This window comes from Dactylosporangium sp. NBC_01737 (assembly GCF_035963215.1).
Classification (GTDB): Bacteria; Actinomycetota; Actinomycetes; order Mycobacteriales; family Micromonosporaceae; genus Dactylosporangium.
On record NZ_CP109153.1, the window covers coordinates 12,819,329 to 12,844,477 of the forward strand.

A 25,149-nucleotide genomic window follows, 5' to 3' on the forward strand; every position below is an offset into this window, starting at 1 on the left:
TGATCAACCTCACGGCACGCGCAGGTAACTTGACTCAGCGAGATCCGCAGACTCAGGCGGAGACGGTGGCCGGAGCGGTCGCCGCGGACACCAGCAGCGCCTCGATGCCGCGCAGGTGGGCCTCGACCGCGGCGGCGGGCAGCACCGACGTGTCCGCGAACAGCGTCAGGTCCATGCTGCCGGGCACGGCGTTGACGTGCAGGAAGTAGCGGGCGCCGTAGTGCTCGACGCGTTCCCAGCGCAGCGCCGTCGCCGGCAGCAGCGTCTCGATCGCGGCGGCCGTCACGGCCTCGCCGGCGGCGACCGGGGTCTGCGCGTCGAAGCGGCGGTCGTTGAACGACACCGAGAGGTCGACCTCGCCACCGCGGGCCGCGCCGATCGCCGCCACCAGGTCGTCGAGGGCGGCCGGGTCGTACTGGGCGTGCAGGTACGCCTGCAGCGACGCCTGCATCGTCCGGCCGATGACCGCCGGCAGATCCGCGTCGCCGGCCTCGATGACGCACAGGCCGTCCTGCGACGCGGGCCCGACCGAATCGGCGAGGCCGGGGCGGAACCGGTTGCTGACGATCACCTGGAGCACCGCGGCGCCGGTACCCGTCTGCCGGGCCAGCTGCACGGCGGCCGCGGCGAGGATGACCGCCGAGGTGCTGACCTGTTCCCGGCCGGCCAGCCGCGTGACGGCGAGATCCCCGGCGGGCGAGCTGAGCGTCGCCGCCCAGAACGGCGGCTCCCCCTCCGGTCGCTCGCCGGCCTCCGGGAACCGTTGCAACGCAACGGTTTCCAGGTGCCGGGCCCAGTACCGCAGGGCCTTCTCGCTCTGCCGGCGGCCGGCGGCGGACTGCTGGTGCAGGGCCTGGTCGTACGGCTGCCGGTCCTGCGCCGCGGCGAGAGGTTCGCCGCGCAGGCACAGCACCACGTCACGGACGAGGGCGGTCAGCCCGCCACGGTCGGTGACCAGGTGGCAGATGCCGAACACGGCGTGGGTGACGACGTCGCCGACCCGCACCGCGCCGACCCGCAGCGGCCACTCGCGCGGGTAGTCGTACGCCGGATCGGTGAGCCGCGCCTGCAGCGCCGACGCCTGCGCGGCCGCGGTCCCGGCGGTCGCGTCGACGACGTGGACCTCGATCGTGCCGGTGGCGGCGAGCACCTGCTGCGGCGCGCCGTCGTCGCTGGCGCGGACCCGGGTGCGCAGCGACTCGTGCCGCTCCACGACCGTGCGGACGGTGTCGGTGATCCGCGACAGCGGCGTGCCGGACGAGATGCCCTCGCCCTCCAGGTCGGTCACCCAGCTCATGTTGAGCACCGCGTCGTCGGGCACCATCCGCTGGATCGCCCGCCAGATCGCGACCTGTCCCCAGCTCAGCGCGCAGACCCCGCCCCGGCTGCCGCTGAACTCGACCAGCGTCCGCTCCGTCATCGTTGGAATTCAAGCTTCGCGCTTCAACGACTGTCAATATGTGGCCATCCAGAGCATGGCGGTACTGATTGAATGGCGCGGTGAGCAGAGACTGGGTCGGCTGGCACCAGGAGTACGACGCGAAGGGCTCCTCCCTGGGCCGCCGGCTCGAGGTCGTGCAGCGGGACCTGCGCCGGGCGCTGGGCACCTCCCCGAGCGAGCCCGACGGGACGCGGCAGCTCATCAGCATCTGCGCCGGCGACGGCCGCGACGTGCTGCCGGTCATCGCCGAGCACGACCGCCGGGTCCGCGCGCTGCTGGTGGAGCTGGACCCGGCCCTCGCCCGGCGGGCCAGGGAGACCGCCGACGACCTCGGGCTGTCCAGGGTCGAGATCCGCACCGCCGACGCCGGCGACGCGGGCACCTACCTCGACGTGCGCCCCGCGCACATCCTGGTGGTGTGCGGGGTCTTCGGCAACATCGCCGACGACGACGTGCGGCGCACTGTGGCGGCCCTGCCGACGCTGCTGGTCGCGGGCGGCATCGTGATCTGGACACGCGGCCGGGGCGACGACGCGGCCGACCCGAGCCGGTGGGTCCGCACGCTGTTCGCCGAGCACGGCTTCACCGAGCTGTCCTTCACCGCCCCCGACGACGCCCGCTTCCGGGTCGGCATGCACCGGCTCGCCGGCGCGGTGCGTCACGGCGCGCTGAGCGGGCGGCTGTTCACGTTCCTCTGATTTCACCTGCCTCTGATTTCACCTGGCCCGGGCGAGCCGACCCGACGCCCCGCAGCGCAACCGTGGGCCCATGACGGTGAAGGACCTGGCCACCCTCACGCCGAGCGGCTACCCGGCGGTGTCCCTGCTGATGCCGACCCACCGCACGCCGCCCGCCAACCAGCAGGACCCGATCCGGCTGCGGAACCTCCTCACGGAGACCCGCCGCCGCCTCGAAGCCGACGAGGCGGTGCCCGCGGACGTCGCCGCCGCCGTGTACGACGAGATAGCCGAAGCCGCCGCGCACGTCGACCTGCGGCAGGTGGGCGAAGGGCTGGCGCTGTTCGCCTCGCCGGGCCAGGTGCACATCCGCGTCCTGGAGAGCCCCGTCAACGAGCGGGTCGTGGTCGCCGACACCTACGAGATCCGCGACGTCGTCGCCGACGCGGCCCGCCGGCACCGGTACTGGGCGCTGGTGCTGTCCGAGCAGCCGACCCGCCTGTGGAGCGGCGACGGCACCAACCTCGTCGAGGTGACCACGCACGGCTTCCCGTTCACGCACGAGGGCCCCGGCGGCGCGCTCGGCCTGCCCCGCGACTACGGCCAGAACCCCAGCGCGCACCGCGACGAACGGCACCGCCAGTTCTTCCGCGACATCGCCACCGCCCTCGCCCAGGTCGACGCCATCGACGCACGACCGGTGTTCGTCCTGGGCGTCGAGCGCTACCTGGCCTTCTTCGCCGCCGAGTGGACCGGCCCGATCGCCGGCACGGTCCCCGGCAACTACGACCATTCAGGCCCGCACGACCTGCACCGCATCCTCGCCCCGCACCTCGCCGCCCACCAGGCCTTCGAGCAGATCGCCGCGCTCGAACACCTCGACGTGGCCCGCGGCGCGAACCGCTTCGCCGCCGGGCTGCCCGAGGTCTGGCAACTGGCCCGCCAGGGCCGCGGCGCCCACCTGCTGGTCGAGGAGGATTACCACAGCCCCGCCTGGATCCACGAGGACCACCTGCACCCCGCCGAGCAGCAGCCGACCCGCGCCCCCGCCGGCACCCTCGTCGACGACGCCGTCGACGACGTGGTCGAACTCGTCGCCCGCCAGGGCGGCGAGGTCACCTTCGTCGGCGACGGCAGCCTCGCCACCGACGGCCGCATCGCCCTGATCCTGCGCTACTGAACGCCGGCGCGGGTAGGCGTCACCGGAACATCAGAGCCTGAGCTGGGAGACGAAGGCGGCGGCGGACTCCAGGTCGGCTCGGCGCTGGGAGAAGTGGCTGATGAAGGCGAGCTGGAAGCAGGCGCCCAGCAGCAGGCCGGCGATCGCCTCGAGGTCCGCGTCCGGGGCGATCCGGCCGAGGCGCTGCTCGGCGCGCAGGTAGTCGGCCAGGCTGTCGTTGGCGCGGTGCGGGCCGAGGTTCTGGGTGCGCAGCTGGTCGCGGTGGGCGTTGAGGATCGCGGGGTCGGAGAAGATCGAGGCGAACATCGGGAAGCCGTCGCGGTAGAAGCCGATGGCGACGGCGGCGAGCTCGGTGAGGGTGTCGCGGACGGTGCCGGTGCCGGCGCGGTCCGGCAGGGTCTGCAGCATCGGGATGAACTGCTGGCCGCGCTCGTGCAGGACGGCCACCATCAGATCGATCTTGTCACGGAAGTGCTTGTAGAGCGTGGCCTCCGAGTAGCCGGCGGCGCGGGCGATCTCTTTGGTGGTGGAGTTGGCCAGGCCCCGCGTCCGCAGCACCGAGGCGGCGGCGTCCAGGATCACGTCGCGCGTGCCCAATCCGGCTCCCTTGACAGGTTAGTGAACACTCACCCACGATTGTAGTGGTTAGTAAGTGCTCACTCACCACTGAGGGGGACGACATGAAGGTGACCGTGTTCGGGGCGACGGGCGGGATCGGGCGGCAGCTGATCGAGCAGGGGCTGCGGCTGGGGCACGAGATGACGGCGGTGGTCCGGCGCGACGTCGGCATCCCCGGCGCGACGGTGGTCCGCGCGACGCTCGACGACGCGGCGGCCCTCGAACAGGCCGTCGCCGGCCGCGACGCCGTGCTCACCGCTCTCGGCCATCGCAGGGGCGGCCCGCCGACCGTGCAGGCCGACGGCGCACGTGCCGCCGTCGCCGCGATGCGCGCGACGGGCGTGCGGCGCATCGTGTCCGTCGACGCGGCCGGCCGGGTCGCCGACCGCGGCGACAGCCTGCTCATGCGCGTGGTGGCGAAGCCTCTGGTACAGCTGGCCCTGAAGGCCAGCTTCGAGGACCTTGCCGAGGCGGAACGGGTCCTGCGGGCCAGCGGCCTGGACTGGACGCTGATCAGCCCGCCCCGCCTCACCGACGGCGGCCACCGTCCATATCGGACGGTCGTCGACCGCAACGTCCGCGGTGGACGGACGCTGTCCCGCGCCGACGTCGCCGACGCGATGCTCAAGTCGCTCAACGACGACGCCCACATCCACCGCCGCGTCAACATCGCCTACTGAGGCGGAGGAACAGCACCGCGGCCCGGATCCGGCGGGCACCGGATCCGGGTCGGACGCTCGCGGTCGCCCCAAGGAGGCCAGGCGGCCGCGAGCGTCACCGCATGCCCGGGAAGTCCCTCGTCAACCCGGGCACTCCCGGTGCGGTCAGCTCACGCCGAGGCTGCCGAAGTCCACCATGCCGTAGTACTGGCTGATGAAGACGTTGGTGAGCCGCGGGTTGCGGTAGTTGAGCGCCTTGTCGTAGGTGAACGGCACGAGCACCGCCTCATCCATGACGATCTTGTTGATCTGGCCCCAGATGGCGGCGGACTTCTTCGGGTCCGACTCGGCCTTCGCCTGGTCGATGAGCTTGTTGACCTCGGCGTTGTCGAGCTCGGAGAAGTTGTTGTTGCCGCTGGGCAGGATCTGCCGGCCGTCGACGAGCACCGCCAGGAAGCCCGACGCGGTCGGGAAGTCGGCACCCCAGCCGGCCATTATCAGGCCGTAGCCCTTGGACTTGGTGTTCGACGGCGCGCCGACGGTGGAGCGGAAGTACAGCGACGCGTCGCTCGGGTCGAGCCGGGCGTTGATGCCGATGTTCTTCAGCGCGGCCTGCAGCGCCTCCGCGGTCTTCGGCTCCTTGCCGGAGTTGCGGGTGGCCAGCACGGTGTCGAAGCCGTTGGGCTTGCCGCACGCGGCGAGCTCCTCCTTGGCCTTGTCGAGCTGCGGCTTGCCCGACTTGGTGTTGAACGGGTCGAGGTTCGGGTCGTGGCCGGCGATGTTCGGCGGCAGCATGTTGGTGGCGATGTCGCCGCCGGCGTCCGGGCCGCCACGGGCCGTCTGCATCGCGATCTTGTCCGTCGCGTACTGCACGGCCTTGCGGCAGTGGATGTTGTCGAACGGCGCGACCTTGGTGTTGATGGCGAAGTAGCGGATGAAGCCGGTGGTCGGCGCGTCCGCGTTCTTCTTCACGTCCGGGTTGAGCAGGACCTTCGCCTGCGAACCCTGCTGGACACCGGTCTGCGCCAGGTCCAGGTCGACCTCACCGGCGATCAGCTGGTTGTCGATCTCCTCGACGGCCGTGCCGAACGTGACCTCGATGCGGTCCGGCAGCGCCTTGCGGATCGAGTCGGTCTTCGGGTCCCACTGGTCGTTGCGGACCAGGATGGCCTTCTTGCCCTCGTCGTACGACTCGAACTTGTACGGGCCGGAGGAGACCGGGTGGTTGGAGTACCGCTCGCCGGTGTCCTTCGCCTTCGGCACGGGGCCGGCGCCGGGCATCGCGAGCAGGTACGGGAAGTCGCTCAGCGGCTCCTTGAGGGTGAACACGATGGTGCTGTCGTCGGGGGTCTGCACCGACTTGAGGCCCAGCTTCTCGGGGTCGGTGTCCTTGTACGGCCCCGGGTACTTCTGGCCCTGGTCGAGCACGTCGATGAGGTAGCTCGGGCCGCCGGACAGCACGTCGGAGGCGAAGACGCGCTCGACGCCGTACTTGACGTCCTTCGACGTGATGGGGGTGCCGTCCTCGAACTTCAGCCCGCTGCGCAGGGTGAAGGTGTACTTCCGGCCGCCGTCCTCGATCTTCGGCAGGTCGGTGGCCAGGTCGGCGGTCAGCACCAGCCCCTCGTCGCCGGGCTTGGCCTGGTTGGTCAGCAGGGTACGGACGTAGTACCCCTTCATGAAGTTCCAGATGTTGGCGTAGTAGGCGCGCACCGGGTCGTAGGAGTCGGGGTTGTCGTGGTTGGTGACCTTCAGCGTGCCGCCCTTCTTGTCCGAAGGGTTGACCACACCGGTCAATGCCGCATTGAACCCGGCGGTGCCTTTCTGACCGCTGTCCTTGCTGGTATTGTCGCTGCTTGAGCCGCTGCCACAGGCGGACAGCACAAGCGTCGCGGTGACCGCCCCGGCCACCAGCGCACTCGTTCTGATATTCACGTGTGTAGAACCTTCCCGGATGCCACGACTGTGCGGTCGTGGACGGCGTTTCGGCACGCGGGCAGCACACATCGCCAGCCGTCCTCTGTGGACCCTCTACTGTGGACGGGCACGGGCATGCACCGCGCCCACCATGTGGGTCGTCGAGTCGTCTGTCGGTGTTGGTCGGCAATGCCGCTCGCGCAACGGCGATGTGCGTCGCCGTTCATTGAGCAAAGACCTCGGGCACCGCGAAGCGGTTGCGATCGTTCAGGTCACGCTTTGGTCAAGCACCGTCACCAGTCACTCGATCGAGCAGGGCGATGTTCGCGGCCTCGGACGCGTCCGGGCCCTCGACGGCGAGAAAGGCGATGAGCACCTCGACGGCCACGTCGGGCGCGAGTCGCTTGAGACTCATCGCGAGGACGTTCGCGTCGTTCCAGAGCCGGGCGCCACGGGCGATCCACGGGTCCCACGCGAGCGCGGCCCGCACGCCGGGCACCTTGTTGGCGGCGATCGCCGTGCCGGTGCCGGTCCAGCACATCACCACGCCGAGGTCGGCGCGGCCGTCGACTACCGCGCGGCCGACGGCCGTGCCGAGGTCCGGCCAGGTCGCGCCGGACACAGCGACGTCCAGCACCTCGTGCTGCTCGGTGAGGTGCCGGACGACGGCTGCGGTGGTCTCGTTGGAGTCGTCTGCCGCGAACGCGATACGCACGCAACCAAAGTACGGCGTCAGTCGTCCCAGTCGCTGCCCGACGACGTGCTTTCCAGGGACGACATCAGCGACCTGCCGACGACGAGGAGGTCGGCGCGGACCTTGTCCGGGGTGAGGGTGGTGCCGGTCGGGGCGGTGAGGTTGAGGCTGACGTAGAGGTTGCCGTCGTAGAAGTCGAGCTCGTACATGAGCGCGCCGCCGGCCGTGGTGTACATGGCGAACGCCTTGGTGCCGATGCCGTCGACGCCGGCGACGGTCGCGCCCGCCGCGGTGCTGGCGTCGGCGAGCTTCTTCACCGCGTCGTAGTGGGTGCGCACGTCCGACGCCGACGACGGCACATCGATCATGACGGTCAGCGTGCCGGTCGCCTCGAACGTGACAACGCAGCCCGGGTACGTGCGGCCGAAGGCGGTGGTGTCCTTCGGCTGCTTGTCCTTGACGGTGCCGAACGCCGGCACGCCCTGGGCACCGGTGACGGTGCTGCAGGCGTCGGCGGGCCTGGCGTAGGTGTTGCTGTCAGCAAGGAAGTACAGGGCCACGCCGCCGCCACAGCACAGCAGCAGCAGCGAGCCCGCGATGATTCCGATGATGATGAGGGCCTTCTTCACGCGCTCATGCTGGTGCCCGGTTCACCGGAGGTCAGTCGCGTACCGGCCAATGTCATCAATCGGGCTGGCGACCTTCGCCGCGCGCAGCCGCTGGGTGAGCGCGACGCAGGCCAGGACGGCGACCGCGGCGACGATCGCGCCGGGCGGCACGGCCTCGTGCAGCAGCAGCGCCGACCACGCGAGGGTCAGCACCGGCTGGGAGAGCTGCAGCTGGCCGATCTTCGCGACCCCGCCGCGGGCGAGCCCGCCGTACCAGGCGAAGAAGCCCAGGAACATCGAGATGACGGTCACGTAGGCGAAGCCGGCCCAGCCGGAGGCCGACGCGTGCGGGGTCTGGCGCAGCACGGAGGCGACGCTGACGGCGAGCGTGACGGGCAGCGACAGGACGAGGGCCCAGCAGATGGTCCGGGCACCGCCGAGGTCGCGGGCCAGGGCGCCGCCCTCGGCGTAGCCGAGCCCGCAGAGCGTCACTGCGGCGAGCAGGAACAGGTCGGTCACGCTGACCGCGCCACGGACCGCGCCGCTGGCGACGAGGAACACCAGGACGGCGGCCAGGCCGGCGCCGCCGGCGACCCAGAACGCGGGGGTCGGGCGCTCGCCGCTGCGCAGGACGGCGAAGCCGGCGGTGATCGCGGGTAGCAGCGCGACGACGACGGCGCCGTGCGACGCGGTGCTCGTCACGAGCGCGAGGGAGGTGAACAGCGGGAAGCCCACGACGACGCCAAGGGCCACGACCGCGAGCCGCCGCCACTGCGCGGGCGTGGGCCGCGGCGCCCGGGTGACGGCGAGATATGCCAGTGCGAGCAGCCCGGCGCCGACGGCGCGGCCGAACGCGACGAACCACGCGTCGAGGTCGCCCACGGCGACCCGGGTGGCCGGCAGCGACATGCTGAACGACAGCACGCCCAGCAGGCCCAGGACCACGCCCGTTATCGCCTTCGGGCGAGTAACGCTATTCTCGTCTCTCATGAATGACGATAACGCAGCGGCCCGCGTTATCCAAGATCTCCGGGCCGCGGCCGACGCGGCCGCACCGGGGTCTCGGCTGCCCACCGTGCGCGAGCTCAGCGCCCGCCATCAGGCGTCGCCGGTGACCGTGACCCGGGCGATCCGCACGCTGACCGCGGAGGGCGTCCTGGACGCGCAGCCCGGCCGCGGCACCTTCGTCACCCACCGCCGGCACCTGGTGGACAAGGAGGACCTCAGCTGGCAGTCGATCGCCCTCGGCGCGCGGCCACCCGGCGAGGACGCCATGCAGGCGCTGCTGGCCATGCCGCGGCCCGGCATGATCCCGCTGTCCAGCGGCTATCTCGACGCGGACCTGCAGCCCGTCGCGGCGCTCGGCGCGGCGCTGTCCCGGGCGGCCCGCCAGCCCGCGTCGTGGCAGCGCGGCCCGGTGGAGGGCGTGAGGACCTGCGGGCCTGGTTCGCCCGCACCTCCGGCGGCGCGCTGCGGGCCGAGGACATGAGCATCTGCCCCGGCGGGCAGTCGGCGCTGTCGACGGCGTTCCGGGCCCTCTGCGCGCCCGGCGACGCGATCCTGGTGGAGGCGCCGACCTACCTCGGCGCGCTCGCCGCCGCCCGCGCCGCCGGCCTGCGGGTCGTGCCGGTGCCCACCGACGCCGAGGGTGTGCGCCCGGACCTGCTGCGGGCCGCGTTCCTGCGCACCGGCGCCAGGCTGTTCTACTGCCAGCCGCTGTACGCGAACCCGCACGGCGCGACCCTGTCCGCGGCCCGGCGGCCGGACGTGATGGCGGCGGTGCGGGCCGCGGGCGCGTTCCTGCTGGAGGACGACTACGCCCGGGACCTCGCGATCGACGACGATCCCCCGCGCCCCCTGGTCGCCGACGACCCGCACGGGCACGTCGTGTACCTGCGGTCGCTGACCAAGTCCGCCGCTCCGGGCCTGCGGGTCGCCGCGATCGGTGCCCGCGGTGCGGCCGGTGCCCGGCTGCGCGCGGCGCGGGTCCTCGACGACTTCTTCGTCGCCGGGCCGCTGCAGCAGGCGGCCCTGGATCTGGTGACGTCGCCGGCGTGGCCCCGGCACCTCAAGGCGTTGCGCGCGGAGTTGCGGGCCCGCCGCGAAGTGCTCACCGAAGCCCTTGCGGTGGACGTACCAGAGCTGCGGTTGGCGCTGGTTCCTGCGGGAGGGCTGCACGTGTGGGCGCGGCTGCCGGAGGGCGCCGACGACGTCGCCGTGACCAACGCCGCCGCGGCGAGGCTGGTGGTGGTGTTCCCCGGGCGGCCGTGGTTCGCGGCCGAGCCCGACGGCGCATATCTGCGGCTGACGTTCGCCGCCGCCGCGCCGGACCAGCTGCGCGAGGGCGTCCGCCGGCTTGCGGCGGCATTGTGAAAGGGCCGCCGGCGCGACAGCACCGGCGGCCCTCCACAGTGGAGTGTTACGGGTTGATCACCAGCGTGAAGGTGCTGGTGGTGTTGCGGATGTTCTCGGCGTTGTTCGAGAACGTCAGGTGGTTGAACGTCGCGGAGCCGACGGCCGGGCCCTGGTTGGGTTCGGGCATCTCGTTGACCCAGATGCCGATGCCGGACTTGGCGTCGAACGCGTCACCGCTGCGCCGCGCACCACTGATGTTGATGTTCGTGAAGATGGTGTCGGTCACCGGGAACTCCGGGCCGCCGTTGTACTTGGTCTGGAACATGATGCCCGAGTAGGTCGGGTCCACGATGTCCACATCGGACACCCTGATGCCGCGGAACTCCTTCGAGGCCGAGAAGACCCAGATGGCGCCGAAGGCCTGGTTGCCCCAGAAGTGCCCGCCGGCACGCACCAGCGAGATGTTCTGGAAGACCGTCGGCTGCGTGCCGAAGCCCACGAACGGGTAGCCGAAGTCCAGCGAGCTGATCGTGATGCCGGAGTACGTCAGCATGTCCGCGATGTAGAGGTTGCGGAACGTGTTGTTGTAGCCGCCGTACACCGCGAGGCCCGCCGCACGCCAGGTCAGCGTCGCGGAGAGGTTCTCCCACAGGTTGTCGTGGTTGCCCACCGAGCCGCCGCCGTCGGTCGCGGAGAACAGCGCGAACGAGTCGTCACCCGTGGAGCGGGCGTCGATGTTGTTCAGGTGGGTGTTGGTGGTGTCGTTGGTGAAGTTGATGCCGTCCGCCCACGTGTCGCGGATCCGGCTGTTGGTGATGGTGATGTTGTTGTTCTTCACGCCCCAGTACATGCAGACGGTGTGCTCGACCCAGACGTTGTCGATGGTCAGCCCGTTGATGTCCTTGAGCTCGCCCCACACCTTGCCGGGGCCGTCGATGCGTGAGGTGTAGTTGCCGAAGAACGAGATGCCCGAGAAGGTGGAGCCGTTGGCGCTGGTCTCCAGGCGGAAGCCGGCGTCGGTGTTCTCCTGGCCCTGCGGCGTCTGGAACTTCGTGTACCACGGGCCGGCGCCGACGACCTTGACCGCCTTGCCGTACACCCCGAACTTGCTGTTCGTCTCGTACGTGCCGGCGGGCAGGTAGACGCCGACCGCGGTCGAGCTCTGGCGGGCCGTGTCGAAGGCGTTCTGCACGTCCTGGTGGGTGAAGCCGGCCGGGACGATGTACTTCGTCGGGTCCGGGTTCGCGATCGGCGACACCTGCTCGAGGTTGATGAAGTCCACCGCGAACGTGCCACCGTTGGCGGCGTCCTTCTGCAGCTTGATCGTGCTGCCTGCGGCCACCGTGCCGTTGAGCATCACGTTGGCCTCGTCGTAGATGTGACGGGGCCCGGCACCGGGCGAGTTCGTCGGCGAGGCCTCGTTGCCGTAGAGCCACGAGTACTTCGACGTCAGGTTGATCGCCTTGTGGAAGGTGCCGTTGACGTAGATGTTCAGCGACGTGGTGGTGCCGTCCGGGATGGACGCCCGCACGACGAGCGTGTTGGTGTTCGCCCGGGTCGTCCACTGCACGTAGGAGCCGGTCGAGTTGAGCGTGACCGCCCTGCGGCCCGACGCCTCGCCGGCGACGTCACCGATGGTGCGGTTCGGCCCGACGACCGCCGCGCCGCCGCCGACGCTGCCGTCCTCCGCCTCGTACATGTCGTACGGCATGTTCGCGCCGCGGCCGACGAACAGCTGCTGCACGGAGGTGTTGTTGGCCTGCTTGACCGACAGCTCGTTGGTGTCCGCGGCGATCACCGTGGTCACCGTGTACTTGCCGTTGGCGGCGGTCCACGTTCCCAGGCTGACCGGGGCGGTGGTGGCGCCGGCGTTGATGACGCCGGTGTAGGAGCCGGTCAGCGTCTTGACGGTCGCGCCGCTGGTGGCGTCCTTGACGGTCACGGTGATGCCGTGGGCGCCGCCGGCCGAGGCCTGCGTGCCCTGGTTCTTGATCGCCACGGAGAACGTGACCGTGTTGCCCGCCGACGGGTTGCCCGGCGACCAGGCCGACGGCGCGGCGAGCAGGTCGGACGTCTGCACCGGCGCGACGGTGAACGCGGAGCCGGTGAAGGTGTTGTTCGCCTCGTCCTGCTCGACGACGGCGTTGCCCTCGTCGACCTTCGCGATCGGCGTGTACGAGCCGGCGTCACGGGCGCCGATGCCGGCGGTGACGTTGGCGGTGGCGCCCGCCGCGAGACCCGCGACGTTCGCGGTGCCCACGAGCGTGGTGCCGAAGTAGAACTTGACGGTCGTCGCGCCCGAGGCCGCGGTGCCCTGGTTCTTCACCGTGGCGGTGAGGCTGACCGAGTCGGTCTCGATCGGGTTCGCCGGCGAGCTGGAGATGCCGGTGACGACGAGGTCCGGGTTCGGCGCGGCGACGCCGTAGATCTGGAACTCGGCGACCTGCCCCGACGGGGCACCCTGGTTGGCGGTGAACCTCAGCTGCACGTCCGCGACGCGGGCGGTCACCGTGATGTCCACGCTGTTGGCGCCGTTGGCCGGGTCGAACTGGTACTCCCGGGCCGGCACGAGGGTCGTGTAGCCGCTGGCGCTCTGCTCGCGGCCGAGGACCTCGATGGTCTGCTTGCGCGCGCCCCAGGCGGTGCTCGGGTCGAGCTTCAGCGTCAGCTTGCTGATGTCGTGGTTCGCGCCCAGCTGCGAGGTCAGGGTGGCCGGCAGGCCGGCGCCCTCCCAGTAGGTGGCGACGTTGTTGTCGTTGGCGTTGGCCGGCACGAACGTGAACACCGAACCGCTGGCCACCATCGTCTTGCCGAGCGCGACGTTGGTGCCGGCCGGCGGGTTGCCGGTGCCGGTGCGGGTGACGGTGTTGCTGGCGGCCGAGTTGTTGCCGGCGCCGTCGACGGCCTTCACCTGGTAGGACACCGTCGCCGTGTCGGGCTGGTTGTCGGTGTAGGTGAGGACGTTGCCGGCCACGTTGGCCCGGTAGGCGCCGTTGGCGTACACGTCGTACCGCGCGATGGTGCCGCTGTTGTCCGTGGAGGCGCTCCACGTCAGGCGGATCTGGCCGCTGGCCGGCTGGGTGTACGCGAGGTTCGACGGTGCCGACGGCGGCGTGGTGTCCACGACGGTGCCGGTACGGGTGACCGTGTTGCTGCTCGGCGACTGGTTGCCGGCGGCGTCGCGGGCCTTCACGAAGTACTGCACGGTGGCCGTGTCCGGCTGCGTGTCGGTGAAGGTCAGCACGGTGCCCGCCACGCTGGTGCGCAGCACGCCGTTGGCGTAGATGTCGTAGCCCGCGATGGTGCCGCTGTTGTCCGTGGAGGCGTTCCAGGTCAGGCGGATCTGGCCGCTGGCCGGCTGGGTGAACGCGAGGTTCCCGGGCGCGGTCGGCGCCTGGGTGTCACCGGTCGACGGCCCGTACACCTCCAGCTCGGACACCTGCGCGGCGGCCCAGCCCGTGTTCGCCGAGATGCTCACCCGGATGTAGCGGGTGGTCAGGGTCGTGAACGGGATGGTCACCGTGTTGCCGGTGCCCTGGTTGAACTCGTACTCGGCCGAGGCGAGGATGTTGCTGAACGTGCTGCCGGTGGTGCTGCCCTGCAGGGTCAGCGTCTGGCGGCGGGTGCCCCAGCCGGTGGGCAGCTTCAGCACGACGGAGCTGACCGGCACGGCCGAGCCGAGGTCGACCTGGACCCACTGCGGGAACGCGCCGCTGCTCTCCCAGTAGGAGGCCTGGTTGCCGTCGCCGGCGTTGGCCGCCGTGAAGCCGCCATTGGTGGTGCTGGAGGAGAACGTCTTGCCGGCGGCCAGGTTGGTCGTCGACGACGCGACGCCGTAGATCTCGAACTCGGAGACCTGCGCGGCGGGCCAGCCGGTGTTGGCGGTGAAGTTCAGCCGCACGTAGCGGGTGTTGACCGCGGTGAAGTTGATGGTGACGGTGTTCTGCTGGGCCGGGTTGAAGCTGTACCCGAGCGATCCGGCGATCGTGCTGAACGAGGCACCGTCGGTGCTGCCGGTCACCGACAGGGTCTGCTGCCGCGTCGCCCAGGCGGTGTCGTTGGGCAGCTTCAGCTTGATCTGGTCGATGTTCTTCGCGCTGCCCAGGTCGATCTGCGCCCACTGCGGGAAGGCGTTGTTGGCGCTCTCCCAGTAGCTGGCCTGGTTGCCGTCGTTGATGTTGCCGATCCCGTTGGCGCCGTTGGTGCTGCTCGACGTGGCGGGCCGGCCGCTGGCAAGGTTGGGGCCGCCGGCGGCGTTCGCCGGCAGGGTCTGAGCCGTAACCGCGACCAGGGCTGCCACGGCGAACGCCGAGAGCACCCTTCGCGTCACGTGCCTCTTACTCATCGCGATCCTTTTGTTCCAGGGACGGGTGTGGGGTGCGGGGAGTTGGCGGCTCCGCGAGGGACCACGTACTTGGCGGTCGGGCCCCTCGTGCAGTGGCGGTGCGGTGGCGCGTGACCCGTTGGCGGACCGGTCACAGCGTGAGTTGCGGAGAGTAGCGCGAGTCTGCCGTCAGCTTGTTGGAATCTTGCATAGCGTTGGCCCAAATGTTGCAGACTTGCTACCGGGAAGTCAACGGTTGTCACTGGAATCGGCGGCGGGCGGTTCTGTGGCATCTCGTGGAGTTCTTGCGTTGGATCGTGAGCACCTCGACACGGATGTTGAAAAGAGTTTCGAAACGTTCTGGATTCGTTGTCCGCAGGTCTGGTGTTGCCAGGATGTTTCGTGGTTGATTCGTCGGACTGACCGACGAATGAGCTGCGTCGATACCGACGCGGAGGCACCCGTCGGCGGTGGGCTCGACGTTCGACGTTCGATGGGAGTGCGGTCGAGGATGAGCGTCCGATGGTGAGCAAGGAGCGCGCCGGCGCCGGTTCCGTCGATGAGCCCACGGACCAGTTGGCCCTGCGCCGGGTCAACCTGAGCCGGACCCTGCGTCACATCCGCACCAACGGACCGCGCTCCCGTGCCGCGATCGCGGCCGCGACCGGCCTGCACAAGGCGACCGTGTCGAGCCTCGTCGACGAGCTGCTGAGCCGCCGCCTGGTCCGCGAGATCGGCACCGAGCACTCCGGCAGCGCCGGCCGCCCCGGCCGGGGCATCGCCCTGTCCCCCGACGTCGGCGCCGTCGGCATCGAGATCAACGTCGACTATCTCGCGGTGCACGGCAGCGACCTCACCGGCCGCACCGTCATCGAGAAGCGGGTCAGCTTCGACGCCAAGGGCCGCGACGTCGAGCGCTGCCTCGACGACCTCACCCAGGCCGCCCAGCGGACCCTCGCCGAGCTGGTCCGCCGCGGCGTGACCCCGGTCGGCCTGACCGTCGCGGTGCCGGGCCTGGTCGACGTGGCCCGCGGCGTGGTCGTGCTCGCCCCCAACCTCGGCTGGCGCGACGTCCCCGTCGCCACCCGCCTCGCCCACGGCCTGGACCCCGACCTGTGGATCGGGGTCGACAACGACGCCAACCTGGCCGCGCTGGCCGAATACACGTGGGGTGTCGCCGCCGGTACCGACGACCTCGTCTACCTCACCGGTGAGGTCGGCGTCGGCGGCGGCGTGATCGTCAACGGCCGCCTCCTGCGCGGCGCCGACGGCTTCTCCGGCGAGGTCGGCCACCTGCCGCTCGACCCGGGCGGCTCCCGGTGCGGATGCGGCCGCGTCGGCTGCTGGGAGACCAAGGTCGGCCTCGCCGAGCTGGTCCGCCGGGCCACCCCCGACGTCGCCTACGGCTTGGAACAGGGCCCGATCCCCGACCCCGAGGAGCGGATCGCGGAGGTCATGCGCCGCCTCGCCCGCGGCGACAAGGCCGTGGCGGCCGCGGTCGCCGAGGTCGGCCGCTGGCTCGGCCACGGCGGCGCGATCCTGGTCAACCTCTTCAACCCGCGCGTGATCGTGCTCGGCGGCTACTTCGCCGAGCTCGCCGACCACCTGATCCCGTCGGCGCAGGCGAACCTGGCCCGCATGGCGGTCGCCAGCACCGCGGCCCGCTGCCACTTCGTCGCGTCGCACCTGGGCTTCACCGCGGCCGCCCGCGGCGGCGCCGGCGTCGTGGTCGAGCGGATGATCGAGGACCCCACCGCGGTGTCCCTCGCGCCCGCGCCTACCCTGGCGGCCGCACGCTGACGATGAAGTCCCGCAGCTCGTAGCTGGAGATCTCCGGCTTCATCGCGACCCGCGGCGGCTTGACCATCCTGAGGCCCGGCACCGCGAACAGCCTGCTCAGGAAGATGTCCGCCTCCTGGATCGCCACGTGGGCGCCCGGGCACTTGTGCGGCCCGTCGCCGAACGCGAGCCCCGGCCCCTCGCCGGCCTCCTCCAGGTTTGCGACGCTGACGTTGACGTCGACCAGTGCGTCCTTCGGGATCACCCCGTCGCCGGTGGCCAGCTCCGCGGTCGTGCGCCGCTTGAGGTTGCCGACCACGGGCTCCAGTCGCAGCAACTCGTGCAGCAACGCGACCCTGTCCGGTTCTTCGCCGCCGGTGTACCGCTGCCGCAACGCCTCGTCACTGAACAGATGCCACGCCACGACGTTGACGAACTCCCGGGTCGTGACCATCCCGGCCGCGGCGAACGTCAGGCACTCGCCCAGGATCTCCCCGTCGCGGCACCCCTCGTCGATCAGGTGCGAGATGAGATCGTCGCGCCGCTCCTTGCGCCGCACGCGCACCGCCGGGCGCACGTCGGCGAGGTAGATGCCGAGGAACTGCAGATTCTGCCGCAACACCCAGCGGATCCCGTTGAGGCTGGTGAACCCGGGCTTGCCGAACTTCTCCGGGAAGAACGCGTCGAGCCGCTTGTCCAGGCCCGGCCGGCTCTCCGTCAGCCCGATCACCGCGGACACGACCTCGATCGCCATGCGGAAGCTGAGCTTCGCCAGGTCGGCGCTCTCCTGCCGCCGCAGGATCGCGACCTGCTCGTCGGCGACCCGCTCCATCAGCCCGCGGTAGTGCTCGTCGACCCGCCTCGGCGTGAAGAACCGCGCCGTCTGCCGGCGGTGCTCACGGTGCTCCTCGCCGTCGCGGTACAACACCGGGCGCCGGATGCTCGGTGGCAGCTTCTCCACCGTCTCCACCCCGAGACCCGCCTGCAGCGTGCCGGTGCTGCGCAGCACCTCCCGCCCCGCGGCGTAGCCCGAGACCTCCCAGACGCCGTCCTGCCGCTCGTGCACCGGGCAGCCACCGGCCGCGGCCCCGCGATCGATCTTCCTGCTGCTCATGGATCGGTCTTCCCGCTACTCATGGTGAGCTATACGATACGGCCTGGCTGACCGCCGCGTGTCACTCGTACGGGTGTTCGAAACGGTGTAGGGTTGATCGCATGATGACGGAGCTCGCGTACCAGCCCTCGATGCTGGACACGGTCATGCCCACGGTGGGGCCGCTCCCCGGCGGGATGGTGCGCCACCAGCTCAGCCAGGGCGCCTGGGTCGACCACCTCCCCGGCTGGGTCCTCGGTTCCGACGCGGTCCTGCAGACCCTGCTCCACGACGTCGACTGGCGCGCCGAGCGGCGCAAGATGTATGACGGCGTCGTCGACGTCCCGCGCCTCCTGCGGTGGTATGGCGAGCGCGACGAGCTGCCGCACCCGCTGCTCACCGAGGCCCGCCGCGACCTGACCCGGCACTACGTCGAGGAGCTCGGCGAGCCCTTCGTCACCGCCGGCATGTGCCTCTATCGCGACGGCCGCGACAGCGTCGCCTGGCACGGCGACACGATCGGGCGCGGCGCCCGCTTCGACACGATGGTCGCGATCGTCTCGTTCGGCTCTCCGCGCTCACTGCTGCTGCGCCCCCGCGGCGGCGGCGACAGCATCCGCTTCCCCCTCGGCCACGGCGACCTCGTCGTGATGGGCGGCTCCTGCCAGCGCACCTGGGAGCACTCCATCCCCAAGACCGCCCGCCCCGTCGGCCCCCGCGTCAGCGTGCAGTTCCGCCCCACCGGTGTCGCCTGATCGGGTTCGATCTCTCGATGGATGCGGGACGGCCGCGCAACCCGTATCGTGAGACCGGCTCGGATTATGAGAAGGTGAGCCAGATGAACCAGGGCGATCGTTTCGCGGTGTTCCCGGAGTTGCACATCACGGTCGACCCGATGCCCAACCAGGCGATCAGAGTCAGAGTGGCCGGCGAGGTCACCGTGGAGAACGTCGCCCAGCTGCGCACCGTGCTGCACCGCGCCATCGACGACGTCCGCGCCACCGGCGTCGAGGTCGACCTGAGCCTCGTGTCATTCATCGACTCGACCGGCATCGGCAAGCTCGTCGGCGCCCGCGCCCACGCCCGCAGCAACAACAGCGACCTGTGGATCGTCAACCCCAGCCCGGGCGTCCGCCGGGTGCTCAACCTGCTCGGCCTCATGGAAATCCTGAGCGCCCCCGACACCACGGGCACAGCCGCCTGACCTCCGCTGCGCCGCCTGCCATGCGATCGCTCTCCGCGTGCGTGTTCGGCATGCCCGCAATAGCGGCCATCCCCGCTGCGGCTGTCGCGGTTCCACGCGGCGCGGCTCTCCTCCGTGCCTGGGACGGTTCCACAGCGCCGTCGGCTTCGAAGAACAGACCGAATCACCCGCCTTGCGTTCGCCGATTCGCTTGTTGGCCAACGGTTGCGGTTCGCGTGCGTGATCGTCATCCCCGTAATAGAAAATCCATCACGGCTGCGGCCGTTTGTGGTTCCGCGCAGCCTCCGGCGGCGCGACGGGTAGCGCGGTCACCGTCCGTGCCGTAGTTGCGGTGATGCCAAGCCAGGTCCGAACTCACATGATCCAGCGCCGTCGAGGTCGTCATTCGGTGGTGCCACACCGTCGCTGGTTTCAAAACCATCGCAAATCACCCAAACCGCGGCGCGGCGCCGATCCGCGTTGATCCGCACCGACCCCGCTCATGATCGAAGGACCAGACTGGTCGCCCGGACGACCACGGCCGTCCTTCGATCATGGGCCGGGACGGAAGATCGCGGTCCGAGTGCTGGTACTACCCGGTCTAGTGATCGATGGTCTTCGTCTTTTTGACCAGCGGCGGTGTTGTAGCACCGAATGATGCGCTCGACGGCGCTGGATCATGTGAGTTCGGACCTGGCTTGGCATCACCGCAACTACGGCACGGACGGTGACCGCGCTACCCGTCGCGCCGCCGGAGGCTGCGCGGAACCACAAACGGCCGCAGCCGTGATGGATTTCTATTACGGGGATGACGATCACGCACGCGAAGAGCAACCACAAGGCAACACCGCATCGGGGTCACATCCAGCGCGAGCCGAGCCACATCCTCGACAGCCACTCAGCATTCGTGATGTCGACCCCGCTGTAGATCGGGTAGAAGTAGGCGAAGCACACCGCGACCAGCGACACGTAAGCGCCCGCGATGATGGCGCCGATCAGGCGGCGGTCGCTGCTGGGGTTCAGGTGGCGGGGCGGGCCGATGATGGCGCCCAGGACGTAGACGACGGCGAGGATCAGGAACGGCTCCGCCGGCAGGGCGTAGAAGTAGAACATCGTGCGGTGCGCCGGCATGTTCTGGAACCAGGGCACGATGCCGGCGAGGGAGCAGGCCATGATGAGCCAGGCGCGGCCGTCGCGGCGGGCGATGGCCAGCCAGGCGAGGGCGATCAGCGCCGGCAGGAACGACCACCACAGGACCGGCGTGCCGAGCAGCAGGATCTGGGAGACGCAGCTGGAGGCGTCGCACGGGCCGTCGGTGTTGACGTACATGCTGACCGGGCGGCCGAGCAGCAGCCACATCCACGGCCAGGACTGGTAGGGGTGCTTCGTGCTCAGGCCGGTGTGGAAGCCGTACGCCTCCTGGTGGTAGTGCCACAGGTTGACCAGCGGGTCGAGGAGGCCGTCCTGCGTGAGGCCGTGTGCCTGTGCGTTCCAGTGGCGGAAGTAGCCGTCGTCGGAGGCGAACCAGCCGGTCCAGGTGGCCAGGTAGGTGACCACGATGAGGGCGCCGAAGGCGAGGACCCACCGGCCGTCCTGGAGGATCGCGGCGTACACGGGCCGGGCGGCGCCGGCTGAGCGGCGGGCGCTGGCCTCGAAGATGACGGTGAGCGCGGCGAAGAGCAGCACGTACCACAGCGCGCTCCACTTGACGCCGCAGGCGAGGCCGAGGGAGACGGCGCAGGCCAGCCGGTACCAGGGAATCCCGAGCCGTGGGTGGTCGGGGTCGCCGCCGGTCTCCAGCAGGGTGAGCCAGCGGGCGCGGCGTTGCTCGCGGTCCAGGACGAGGAAGTAGAACGCGACCACGATCCAGAACATGAGGAAGATGTCCAGCAGCGCCGCCCGGGACAGCACGAAATGCATCCCGTCCAGCGACATCAGCAGCCCCGCCGTCGCCGCCAGGAGCGTGGAACGGAACAGCCGCCGCGCGGCCAGGACGATCAGCAGGATCGACACCACACCGACCGTGACCGCGGCGATGCGCCACCCGAACGAGTTGTACCCGAAGATCTGCTCGCCCAGCCCGATCATCCACTTCCCCAGCGGCGGGTGCACCACGTACTGCGGGGTGCCGTCCTCCGGGTTCCACTCGACCCCGTGCTGCAACAGGTCCCACGCCTCGTTGGCGTAATAGACCTCGTCGAACACCGTCTCCTTCGGGTGCGCCAGATTCACCATCCGCAGCAACAGCCCGATCCCCGTGACCAGGATCGCCGCCAACCAGAACCCGGGTGTGGCGGGTGCCGGCCGGGCGAGCCGGCGACGGGTCACGTCAGGCACGGTCCGGGCCTCCGACGAAGTCATCCGGTGATCGTAGGGGGAGATCGCCGGGGCGGAGGCCCCGCCCGTACCAGCGAAGCGCCGGCGGAGCGTCAGTGGTGCGTCTCGGCTGGTGCCTTGCGGGGCATCAGCGTGACGACCGGGACACTGGCGGCGACGAGCGCGAGGACCACGGCGAGGCTGATCGTCATGGCGTGGTCGAGGCCGCCGGCCGCGGCGTGGAAGAACAGCGAGGTGACGGCGGCCGAGCCGATGCCGGCGGCGAGTTGCTGGACGGAGCTGAGCGAGCCGCTGGCGCTGCCGGCCTCGTCGGGGTCGATGTCGCCGAGCGTCACGTCGAAGATGGTGCTGTAGCAGCAGCCCATGCCGACACCGACGACGAACAGCGCTGGTGCGAGGGCCCACAGGCCGGTGGTGGTACCCGAGGCGAGGACGAGTGCGAGCACCCAGCCGGCGCCCGCCAGTACCAGCGCGAGCCCGATGAAGATCAGGGTGCGGCCGAGCTTCTCGACCAGCCCGCCCATGGCGGCGAACGCCGAGGCGATGATGCCCAGCGTCAGCGGCAGCAGGGCGAGCGCGGCACCGCGCGGGGAGGCGTGCAGGCCGGTCTGGATGAACAGGGACAGGACGTAGACCAGGCCGGTGGTGGCGGCGAAGACGGCGAGGCCGACCAGCAGGCCGGAGGTGAAGCCCCGGTTGCGCAGCAGCGACGGCTTGATCAGCGGGTCGGTGGCGGTGCGCTGGCGGCGGGCGAACGCGGCGAAGCAGGCGAGGCCGCCGGCGACGGCCAGGACCGGGACCGTGGTCCAGCCGTTGGTGGAGCCTTCGATCAGGCCGTACAGCAGGCCGAACATCGTGGCGGCGAGCAGGCCGGAGCCCCAGCCGTCGACGGTGGTGGAGCGGTCGCCCTCGTCGCGGGGCAGGATCCGCACGGCGATCGCGAGGCCGGCGGCGCCGAGGATCAGGTTGACCAGGAAGATCGGCCGCCACGACAGGCCGAACAGGTCGGCGTCGATGACGAACCCGGCCAGGACCGGGCCGCCGACGGTGGCCACGCCCAGCAGCGGGCCGAACAGCCCGAACGCCTTGGTGAGCATGTCCCGGGAGAACGCCTTCGTCATGATCGCCATGCCCTGCGGGATCAGCAGCGCGCCGAAGGCGCCCTGGGCGATGCGGGCGAGGATCAGCACCGCGGGGTCGGGCGCGAGGCCCGCGACGGCCGAGGCGACGGTGAAGCCGGCCATGCCGGCCAGGAAGAGCCGGCGCTGGCCGAACTTGTCGCCCAGGCGTCCGCCGACGACGAGCAGGACGCCCATGGCCAGCATGTACGCGGTGCCGAGCCACTTGATCAGGCCCTCTCCGCCGTGCAGGTCCTGGGCGATGGTGGGCGCGGCGATGTTGGTGACGGTCGAGTCGATCATGTCCAGGCCGTCGGCGAGGAGCACCAGGGCGAGGATCGCCCACATGGCGTGGGTGGACAGGCCGCTGGTCGTTGTGGTGGTCATGCTCCGAGAATAATCAGAGTCACTACAAACTCAAAGTAATTCTACTTTCATAGTCGGTACGATGGTGCGCATGACGACGCCCACCGGCCGGCGGGAGCGCAAGAAGGCGCTGACCCGTCAGGCCCTCGCGGACGCGGCGCTGGAGCTGTTCCTGGAGCACGGCTACGACGGGGTCACGGTCGCCCAGATCGCCGACGCCGCCGACGTGTCGCTGGCCACGCTGTTCAAGCACGTGCCGGACGGCAAGGAGGCGCTGATCTTCGACGACGGCACCGAGCGGCGCGAGGCGGTGGTCGCCGCGGTCCGCGACCGTCCCGCCGGCACCTCGGTCCTCGCCGCGCTGCGGGAGTTCATGGCCGGCCGTGGCCCGTTCGCCACCGACCTGACCCCCGAGCTGCTCCGCAAGCGCGACCTGATCGTCGGCACGCCCGCCCTGGCCGGGTACCAGCGCAAACTGTGGATCGCCGGCGAGGGTGCGCTGGCGGCGGCGATCGCCGGGGAAGGCGACGCGCAGGATCCCGCCGTGCGCGCGCTGGCCCGCTACGTCCTGGAGGTCCCGGAGCTGGCCGGCACCGACCCGGACCCGCGCGCCTCCCTCGACGCGATCTTCGACCTGCTCGAGCGCGGCTGGACGGGCTGAGAACCTACTCGAGCGTGGCTCAACGGGTTGAGGACGGCCGCTCGTCGACGGTGATGGTCACGCCGTCATACGGCGACGGCGGCGGGACGTAACCGGGCGGCGGGACGTAGGGGTGCAGGCGCACACCGGGCCGCTCCTCGCGGAAGCGGTCCAGCGCCGCGTCGGTCACCGCCGTGCGGCGCAGGTCGAGCACCTGCAGGTCGAGCCGGTCGAGGACCGGGATGACCGCGTCGGTCACGGGTGTGCCGCTCAGATCCAGGGACCGCAGTCGCGTCACGCCGCCCAGGAGCCGTTCCACGTCCCGGTCCGTGCCGTGGGCGATGTGGAGGTCCAGGCTGTCCAGCCCGTCGGGCAACGTCGCGGGCCCGGCGACCTCGCCAGCGGTGATCCGCAGCGTCCGCAGGGACCGGGGCACGGCGCCGTCCAGCCGCAGGGCGCCCGGCGCGTGCAGGGCCATGGTGGTCACGGCCGGCAGGACCCCGGCGAGCGACCCCCACGGCGTCGCCGGCAGGCCGGTGATCGTCAGGTCTTCGAGGGCGTCGAGCGACCTCGCGGCACAGACCTGGACACCGTCCGCCGCCACGTGCAGCCGGAGCAACCGCAGCTTCGGGAAGCGGGCGAACGCCGAGAGGTCCCCGAGCGTCCACATCCGGTGGTCGAGGATCTCCAGGTTCGGCAGGTCCGGTAGTGCGGCGTCGAACCCGGCGGTCATCAGGTGCAGCGACTCCACCCGCTCCGGTGCGGCGGCGATCCGGCGCAGGTCCGCCGCGTCCCAGCACTCGGCGAGCGCGTGGATGCTGAACGGGACGTCGCGGCGCCCGAACGGCAGGACCGGCCCGCACACGTTGAACGGCGGCGGGCCCGTGGGGGCGTGATAGAGCATGTCCTCGTCGTCGAAGAACCGGCCACAGCAGACGGCCTCGACGAGGGTCGCGTCGCCGGTCTCGCTGACGACACCCAGGTTGATCCACTGCGGGACGCGGCCGTCGCGCCACAGCTCGGCCAGCGCGGTCTCCGCGTCGCACCGGTGCAGCGCCACGGCGCGGTCCCGGCTGCTGTCCTCGGGATACCGCACCTCGCCGGGCACCGGCGGGTTGCCGTCGTAGGACTGGTTGAGCCGCACCCGGAACAGCAGCCGCTCCGGCAGCGGCTCCAGCACGGCCGCGCGGGCGAGGTCCCGCGCGGCCGCCGCCGACGCCGCGAACCGGGCGGCGAACACGTCGCGATCCACGCCGCCGAATCTACTTGAGCTGGCCTGCCGTGAGGCCCGACTGGACCTGGCGCTGGAAGGCGAGGTACAGGATGAGCACGGGCAGCATCGCGATCGCCATGCCGGCGAACAGGGCGCCGTAGTCGCCGGCGTAGCCCTGGTTGATCGTGAGCGCGGTGAGGCCCTGGGTGAGGACCCACTTCTTCTCCGCGCCCTCGCCCTGCATGAGCACGATGGGCAGCACGTACTGGTTCCAGTGCCCGAGCAGGTTGAAGATGCCGACGCTGATCAGGCCGGGCCGGGCCATCGGCAGCATGATGCGGAAGAACAGGCCCCAGTGCGAGCAGCCGTCGACCATGGCCGCCTCGGCGACATCCGACGGCAGCGTCCGGAAGAACGCGGTGAGGAAGAAGACCGTGAACGGCAGCGAGTACGCGGTGTAGACCAGGATCAGCCCGAGGTGGGTGGAGAGCAGGCCGAGGTTCTTCACCACGAAGAACAGCGGCACCAGGGCCAGGAAGACCGGGAACATCATGCCGCCGACGAACAGGAAGTAGATGAACCGCCCGAACCTGATGGTGTACCGGGCCAGCACGTAGGCGGCCATCGCGCCCAGCAGCATGGTGAGCACCAGCGCGCCGCTGACGACGACCGCGGTGTTGAGGAAGTACAGGCCGATGTTCGCCTCGGTCCAGGCGCGGCTCCAGTTGTCGAAGTGCAGCTTCGAGGGCAGGCTCCAGGCGCTGGTGAGGATCTCGTTGTCGGACTTGAACGCGCTGAGCACCGCCCAGAGCAGCGGGAACGTGGTGAGCACCGCCCAGCCGACCAGGACCGTGTGGGAGAAGGCGTTGACCACGCCGAAGCGCCGGCGCGGCGGCACCTTCGCCGCCGCCGGGGTCTCGACGCGGTCGGTGACAGCGGTCATGCGG

At 70.7% G+C, this 25,149-nt stretch carries 21 protein-coding genes; 9 read left to right on the forward strand and 12 right to left on the reverse strand.

What is annotated here, in order from left to right:
* Positions 1-52: 52 nt before the first annotated feature.
* Positions 53-1,420 carry a condensation domain-containing protein gene (locus tag OHA72_RS59125; protein WP_327004853.1) on the reverse strand — a complete coding sequence of 456 codons (1,368 nt, stop codon included), beginning with the start codon at positions 1,418-1,420 and terminating at the stop codon, positions 53-55.
* A gap of 80 nt (positions 1,421-1,500) precedes the next feature.
* Here OHA72_RS59125 and OHA72_RS59130 point away from each other — a divergent pair, with 80 nt between their 5' ends.
* Together OHA72_RS59130 and OHA72_RS59135 are read left to right on the forward strand one after the other, a co-directional pair.
* A complete protein-coding gene (locus OHA72_RS59130; protein WP_327004854.1) occupies positions 1,501-2,139 on the forward strand; it encodes a class I SAM-dependent methyltransferase family protein in 639 nt (212 codons plus the stop codon).
* 70 nt (positions 2,140-2,209) lie between these two features.
* Positions 2,210-3,298 (forward strand): baeRF3 domain-containing protein, encoded by a 1,089-nt coding sequence (locus tag OHA72_RS59135; RefSeq protein WP_327004855.1) that lies wholly within the window; start codon positions 2,210-2,212, stop codon positions 3,296-3,298.
* A 30-nt stretch (positions 3,299-3,328) separates the two neighbouring features.
* On the opposite strand, the gene OHA72_RS59140 is transcribed toward OHA72_RS59135, so the two are convergent.
* Positions 3,329-3,895, reverse strand: coding sequence for a TetR/AcrR family transcriptional regulator (locus tag OHA72_RS59140; protein WP_327004856.1), 567 nt, complete (start codon positions 3,893-3,895; stop codon positions 3,329-3,331).
* 83 nt (positions 3,896-3,978) lie between these two features.
* On the opposite strand from OHA72_RS59140, the gene OHA72_RS59145 reads away from it, so the two are divergent.
* On the forward strand, positions 3,979-4,596 hold the full coding sequence (locus tag OHA72_RS59145; protein WP_327004857.1) for an NAD(P)-dependent oxidoreductase: 618 nt from the start codon (positions 3,979-3,981) through the stop codon (positions 4,594-4,596).
* Positions 4,597-4,740: 144 nt separating this feature from the next.
* On the opposite strand, the gene OHA72_RS59150 is transcribed toward OHA72_RS59145, so the two are convergent.
* From OHA72_RS59150 to OHA72_RS59165, 4 genes are all read right to left on the reverse strand, one after another.
* Positions 4,741-6,510 (reverse strand): ABC transporter substrate-binding protein, encoded by a 1,770-nt coding sequence (locus tag OHA72_RS59150; protein ID WP_327004858.1) that lies wholly within the window; start codon positions 6,508-6,510, stop codon positions 4,741-4,743.
* Between the two features lie 265 nt (positions 6,511-6,775).
* A complete protein-coding gene (locus OHA72_RS59155) occupies positions 6,776-7,207 on the reverse strand; it encodes an RpiB/LacA/LacB family sugar-phosphate isomerase (RefSeq protein ID WP_327004859.1) in 432 nt (143 codons plus the stop codon).
* Between the two features lie 17 nt (positions 7,208-7,224).
* A complete protein-coding gene (locus tag OHA72_RS59160; RefSeq protein WP_327004860.1) occupies positions 7,225-7,815 on the reverse strand; it encodes a hypothetical protein in 591 nt (196 codons plus the stop codon).
* 21 nt (positions 7,816-7,836) lie between these two features.
* Positions 7,837-8,784, reverse strand: a complete 948-nt coding sequence (locus OHA72_RS59165; RefSeq protein ID WP_327004861.1) for a DMT family transporter — start codon at positions 8,782-8,784, stop codon at positions 7,837-7,839.
* Here OHA72_RS59165 and OHA72_RS59170 point away from each other — a divergent pair.
* Together OHA72_RS59170 and OHA72_RS59175 are read left to right on the forward strand one after the other, a co-directional pair.
* Positions 8,783-9,283 carry a GntR family transcriptional regulator gene (locus tag OHA72_RS59170; RefSeq protein ID WP_327004862.1) on the forward strand — a complete coding sequence of 167 codons (501 nt, stop codon included), beginning with the start codon at positions 8,783-8,785 and terminating at the stop codon, positions 9,281-9,283. The two genes, OHA72_RS59165 and OHA72_RS59170, sit on opposite strands and share 2 nt — an antisense overlap.
* Positions 9,196-10,167, forward strand: coding sequence for an aminotransferase-like domain-containing protein (locus tag OHA72_RS59175; RefSeq protein ID WP_327004863.1), 972 nt, complete (start codon positions 9,196-9,198; stop codon positions 10,165-10,167). Before OHA72_RS59170 ends, OHA72_RS59175 begins: the two co-directional genes overlap by 88 nt.
* Positions 10,168-10,213: 46 nt before the next feature.
* Here OHA72_RS59175 and OHA72_RS59180 read toward each other — a convergent pair whose 3' ends face one another.
* Positions 10,214-14,494, reverse strand: coding sequence for a discoidin domain-containing protein (locus tag OHA72_RS59180; protein WP_327004864.1), 4,281 nt, complete (start codon positions 14,492-14,494; stop codon positions 10,214-10,216).
* A gap of 501 nt (positions 14,495-14,995) precedes the next feature.
* Here OHA72_RS59180 and OHA72_RS59185 point away from each other — a divergent pair.
* Positions 14,996-16,273, forward strand: coding sequence for an ROK family protein (locus OHA72_RS59185; protein ID WP_327004865.1), 1,278 nt, complete (start codon positions 14,996-14,998; stop codon positions 16,271-16,273).
* Here the strand turns inward: OHA72_RS59185 and OHA72_RS59190 are convergent.
* Positions 16,251-17,366: a cytochrome P450 gene (locus OHA72_RS59190; RefSeq protein WP_327004866.1), complete on the reverse strand. Its 1,116-nt coding sequence runs from the start codon at positions 17,364-17,366 to the stop codon at positions 16,251-16,253. The genes OHA72_RS59185 and OHA72_RS59190 overlap by 23 nt on opposite strands.
* 104 nt (positions 17,367-17,470) lie before the next feature.
* Here OHA72_RS59190 and OHA72_RS59195 point away from each other — a divergent pair, with 104 nt between their 5' ends.
* Together OHA72_RS59195 and OHA72_RS59200 are read left to right on the forward strand one after the other, a co-directional pair.
* Entirely contained in the window at positions 17,471-18,100 is a 630-nt protein-coding gene (locus OHA72_RS59195; RefSeq protein WP_327011884.1) for an alpha-ketoglutarate-dependent dioxygenase AlkB, read from the forward strand.
* An 83-nt stretch (positions 18,101-18,183) separates the two neighbouring features.
* Entirely contained in the window at positions 18,184-18,549 is a 366-nt protein-coding gene (locus tag OHA72_RS59200; protein WP_327004867.1) for an STAS domain-containing protein, read from the forward strand.
* A gap of 837 nt (positions 18,550-19,386) precedes the next feature.
* Here OHA72_RS59200 and OHA72_RS59205 read toward each other — a convergent pair.
* Both OHA72_RS59205 and OHA72_RS59210 read right to left on the reverse strand, forming a co-directional pair.
* A complete protein-coding gene (locus tag OHA72_RS59205) occupies positions 19,387-20,889 on the reverse strand; it encodes a dolichyl-phosphate-mannose--protein mannosyltransferase (RefSeq protein ID WP_327004868.1) in 1,503 nt (500 codons plus the stop codon).
* A 68-nt stretch (positions 20,890-20,957) separates the two neighbouring features.
* Positions 20,958-22,370 carry an MFS transporter gene (locus OHA72_RS59210; RefSeq protein ID WP_327004869.1) on the reverse strand — a complete coding sequence of 471 codons (1,413 nt, stop codon included), beginning with the start codon at positions 22,368-22,370 and terminating at the stop codon, positions 20,958-20,960.
* 70 nt (positions 22,371-22,440) lie between these two features.
* Here OHA72_RS59210 and OHA72_RS59215 point away from each other — a divergent pair, with 70 nt between their 5' ends.
* Positions 22,441-23,010, forward strand: a complete 570-nt coding sequence (locus OHA72_RS59215) for a TetR/AcrR family transcriptional regulator (protein ID WP_327004870.1) — start codon at positions 22,441-22,443, stop codon at positions 23,008-23,010.
* A 19-nt stretch (positions 23,011-23,029) separates the two neighbouring features.
* Here the strand turns inward: OHA72_RS59215 and OHA72_RS59220 are convergent, their stop codons facing one another.
* Together OHA72_RS59220 and OHA72_RS59225 are read right to left on the reverse strand one after the other, a co-directional pair.
* Positions 23,030-24,241, reverse strand: a complete 1,212-nt coding sequence (locus tag OHA72_RS59220) for a leucine-rich repeat domain-containing protein (RefSeq protein WP_327004871.1) — start codon at positions 24,239-24,241, stop codon at positions 23,030-23,032.
* A gap of 10 nt (positions 24,242-24,251) precedes the next feature.
* Positions 24,252-25,145, reverse strand: a complete 894-nt coding sequence (locus OHA72_RS59225; RefSeq protein ID WP_327004872.1) for a carbohydrate ABC transporter permease — start codon at positions 25,143-25,145, stop codon at positions 24,252-24,254.
* Positions 25,146-25,149: the final 4 nt, after the last annotated feature.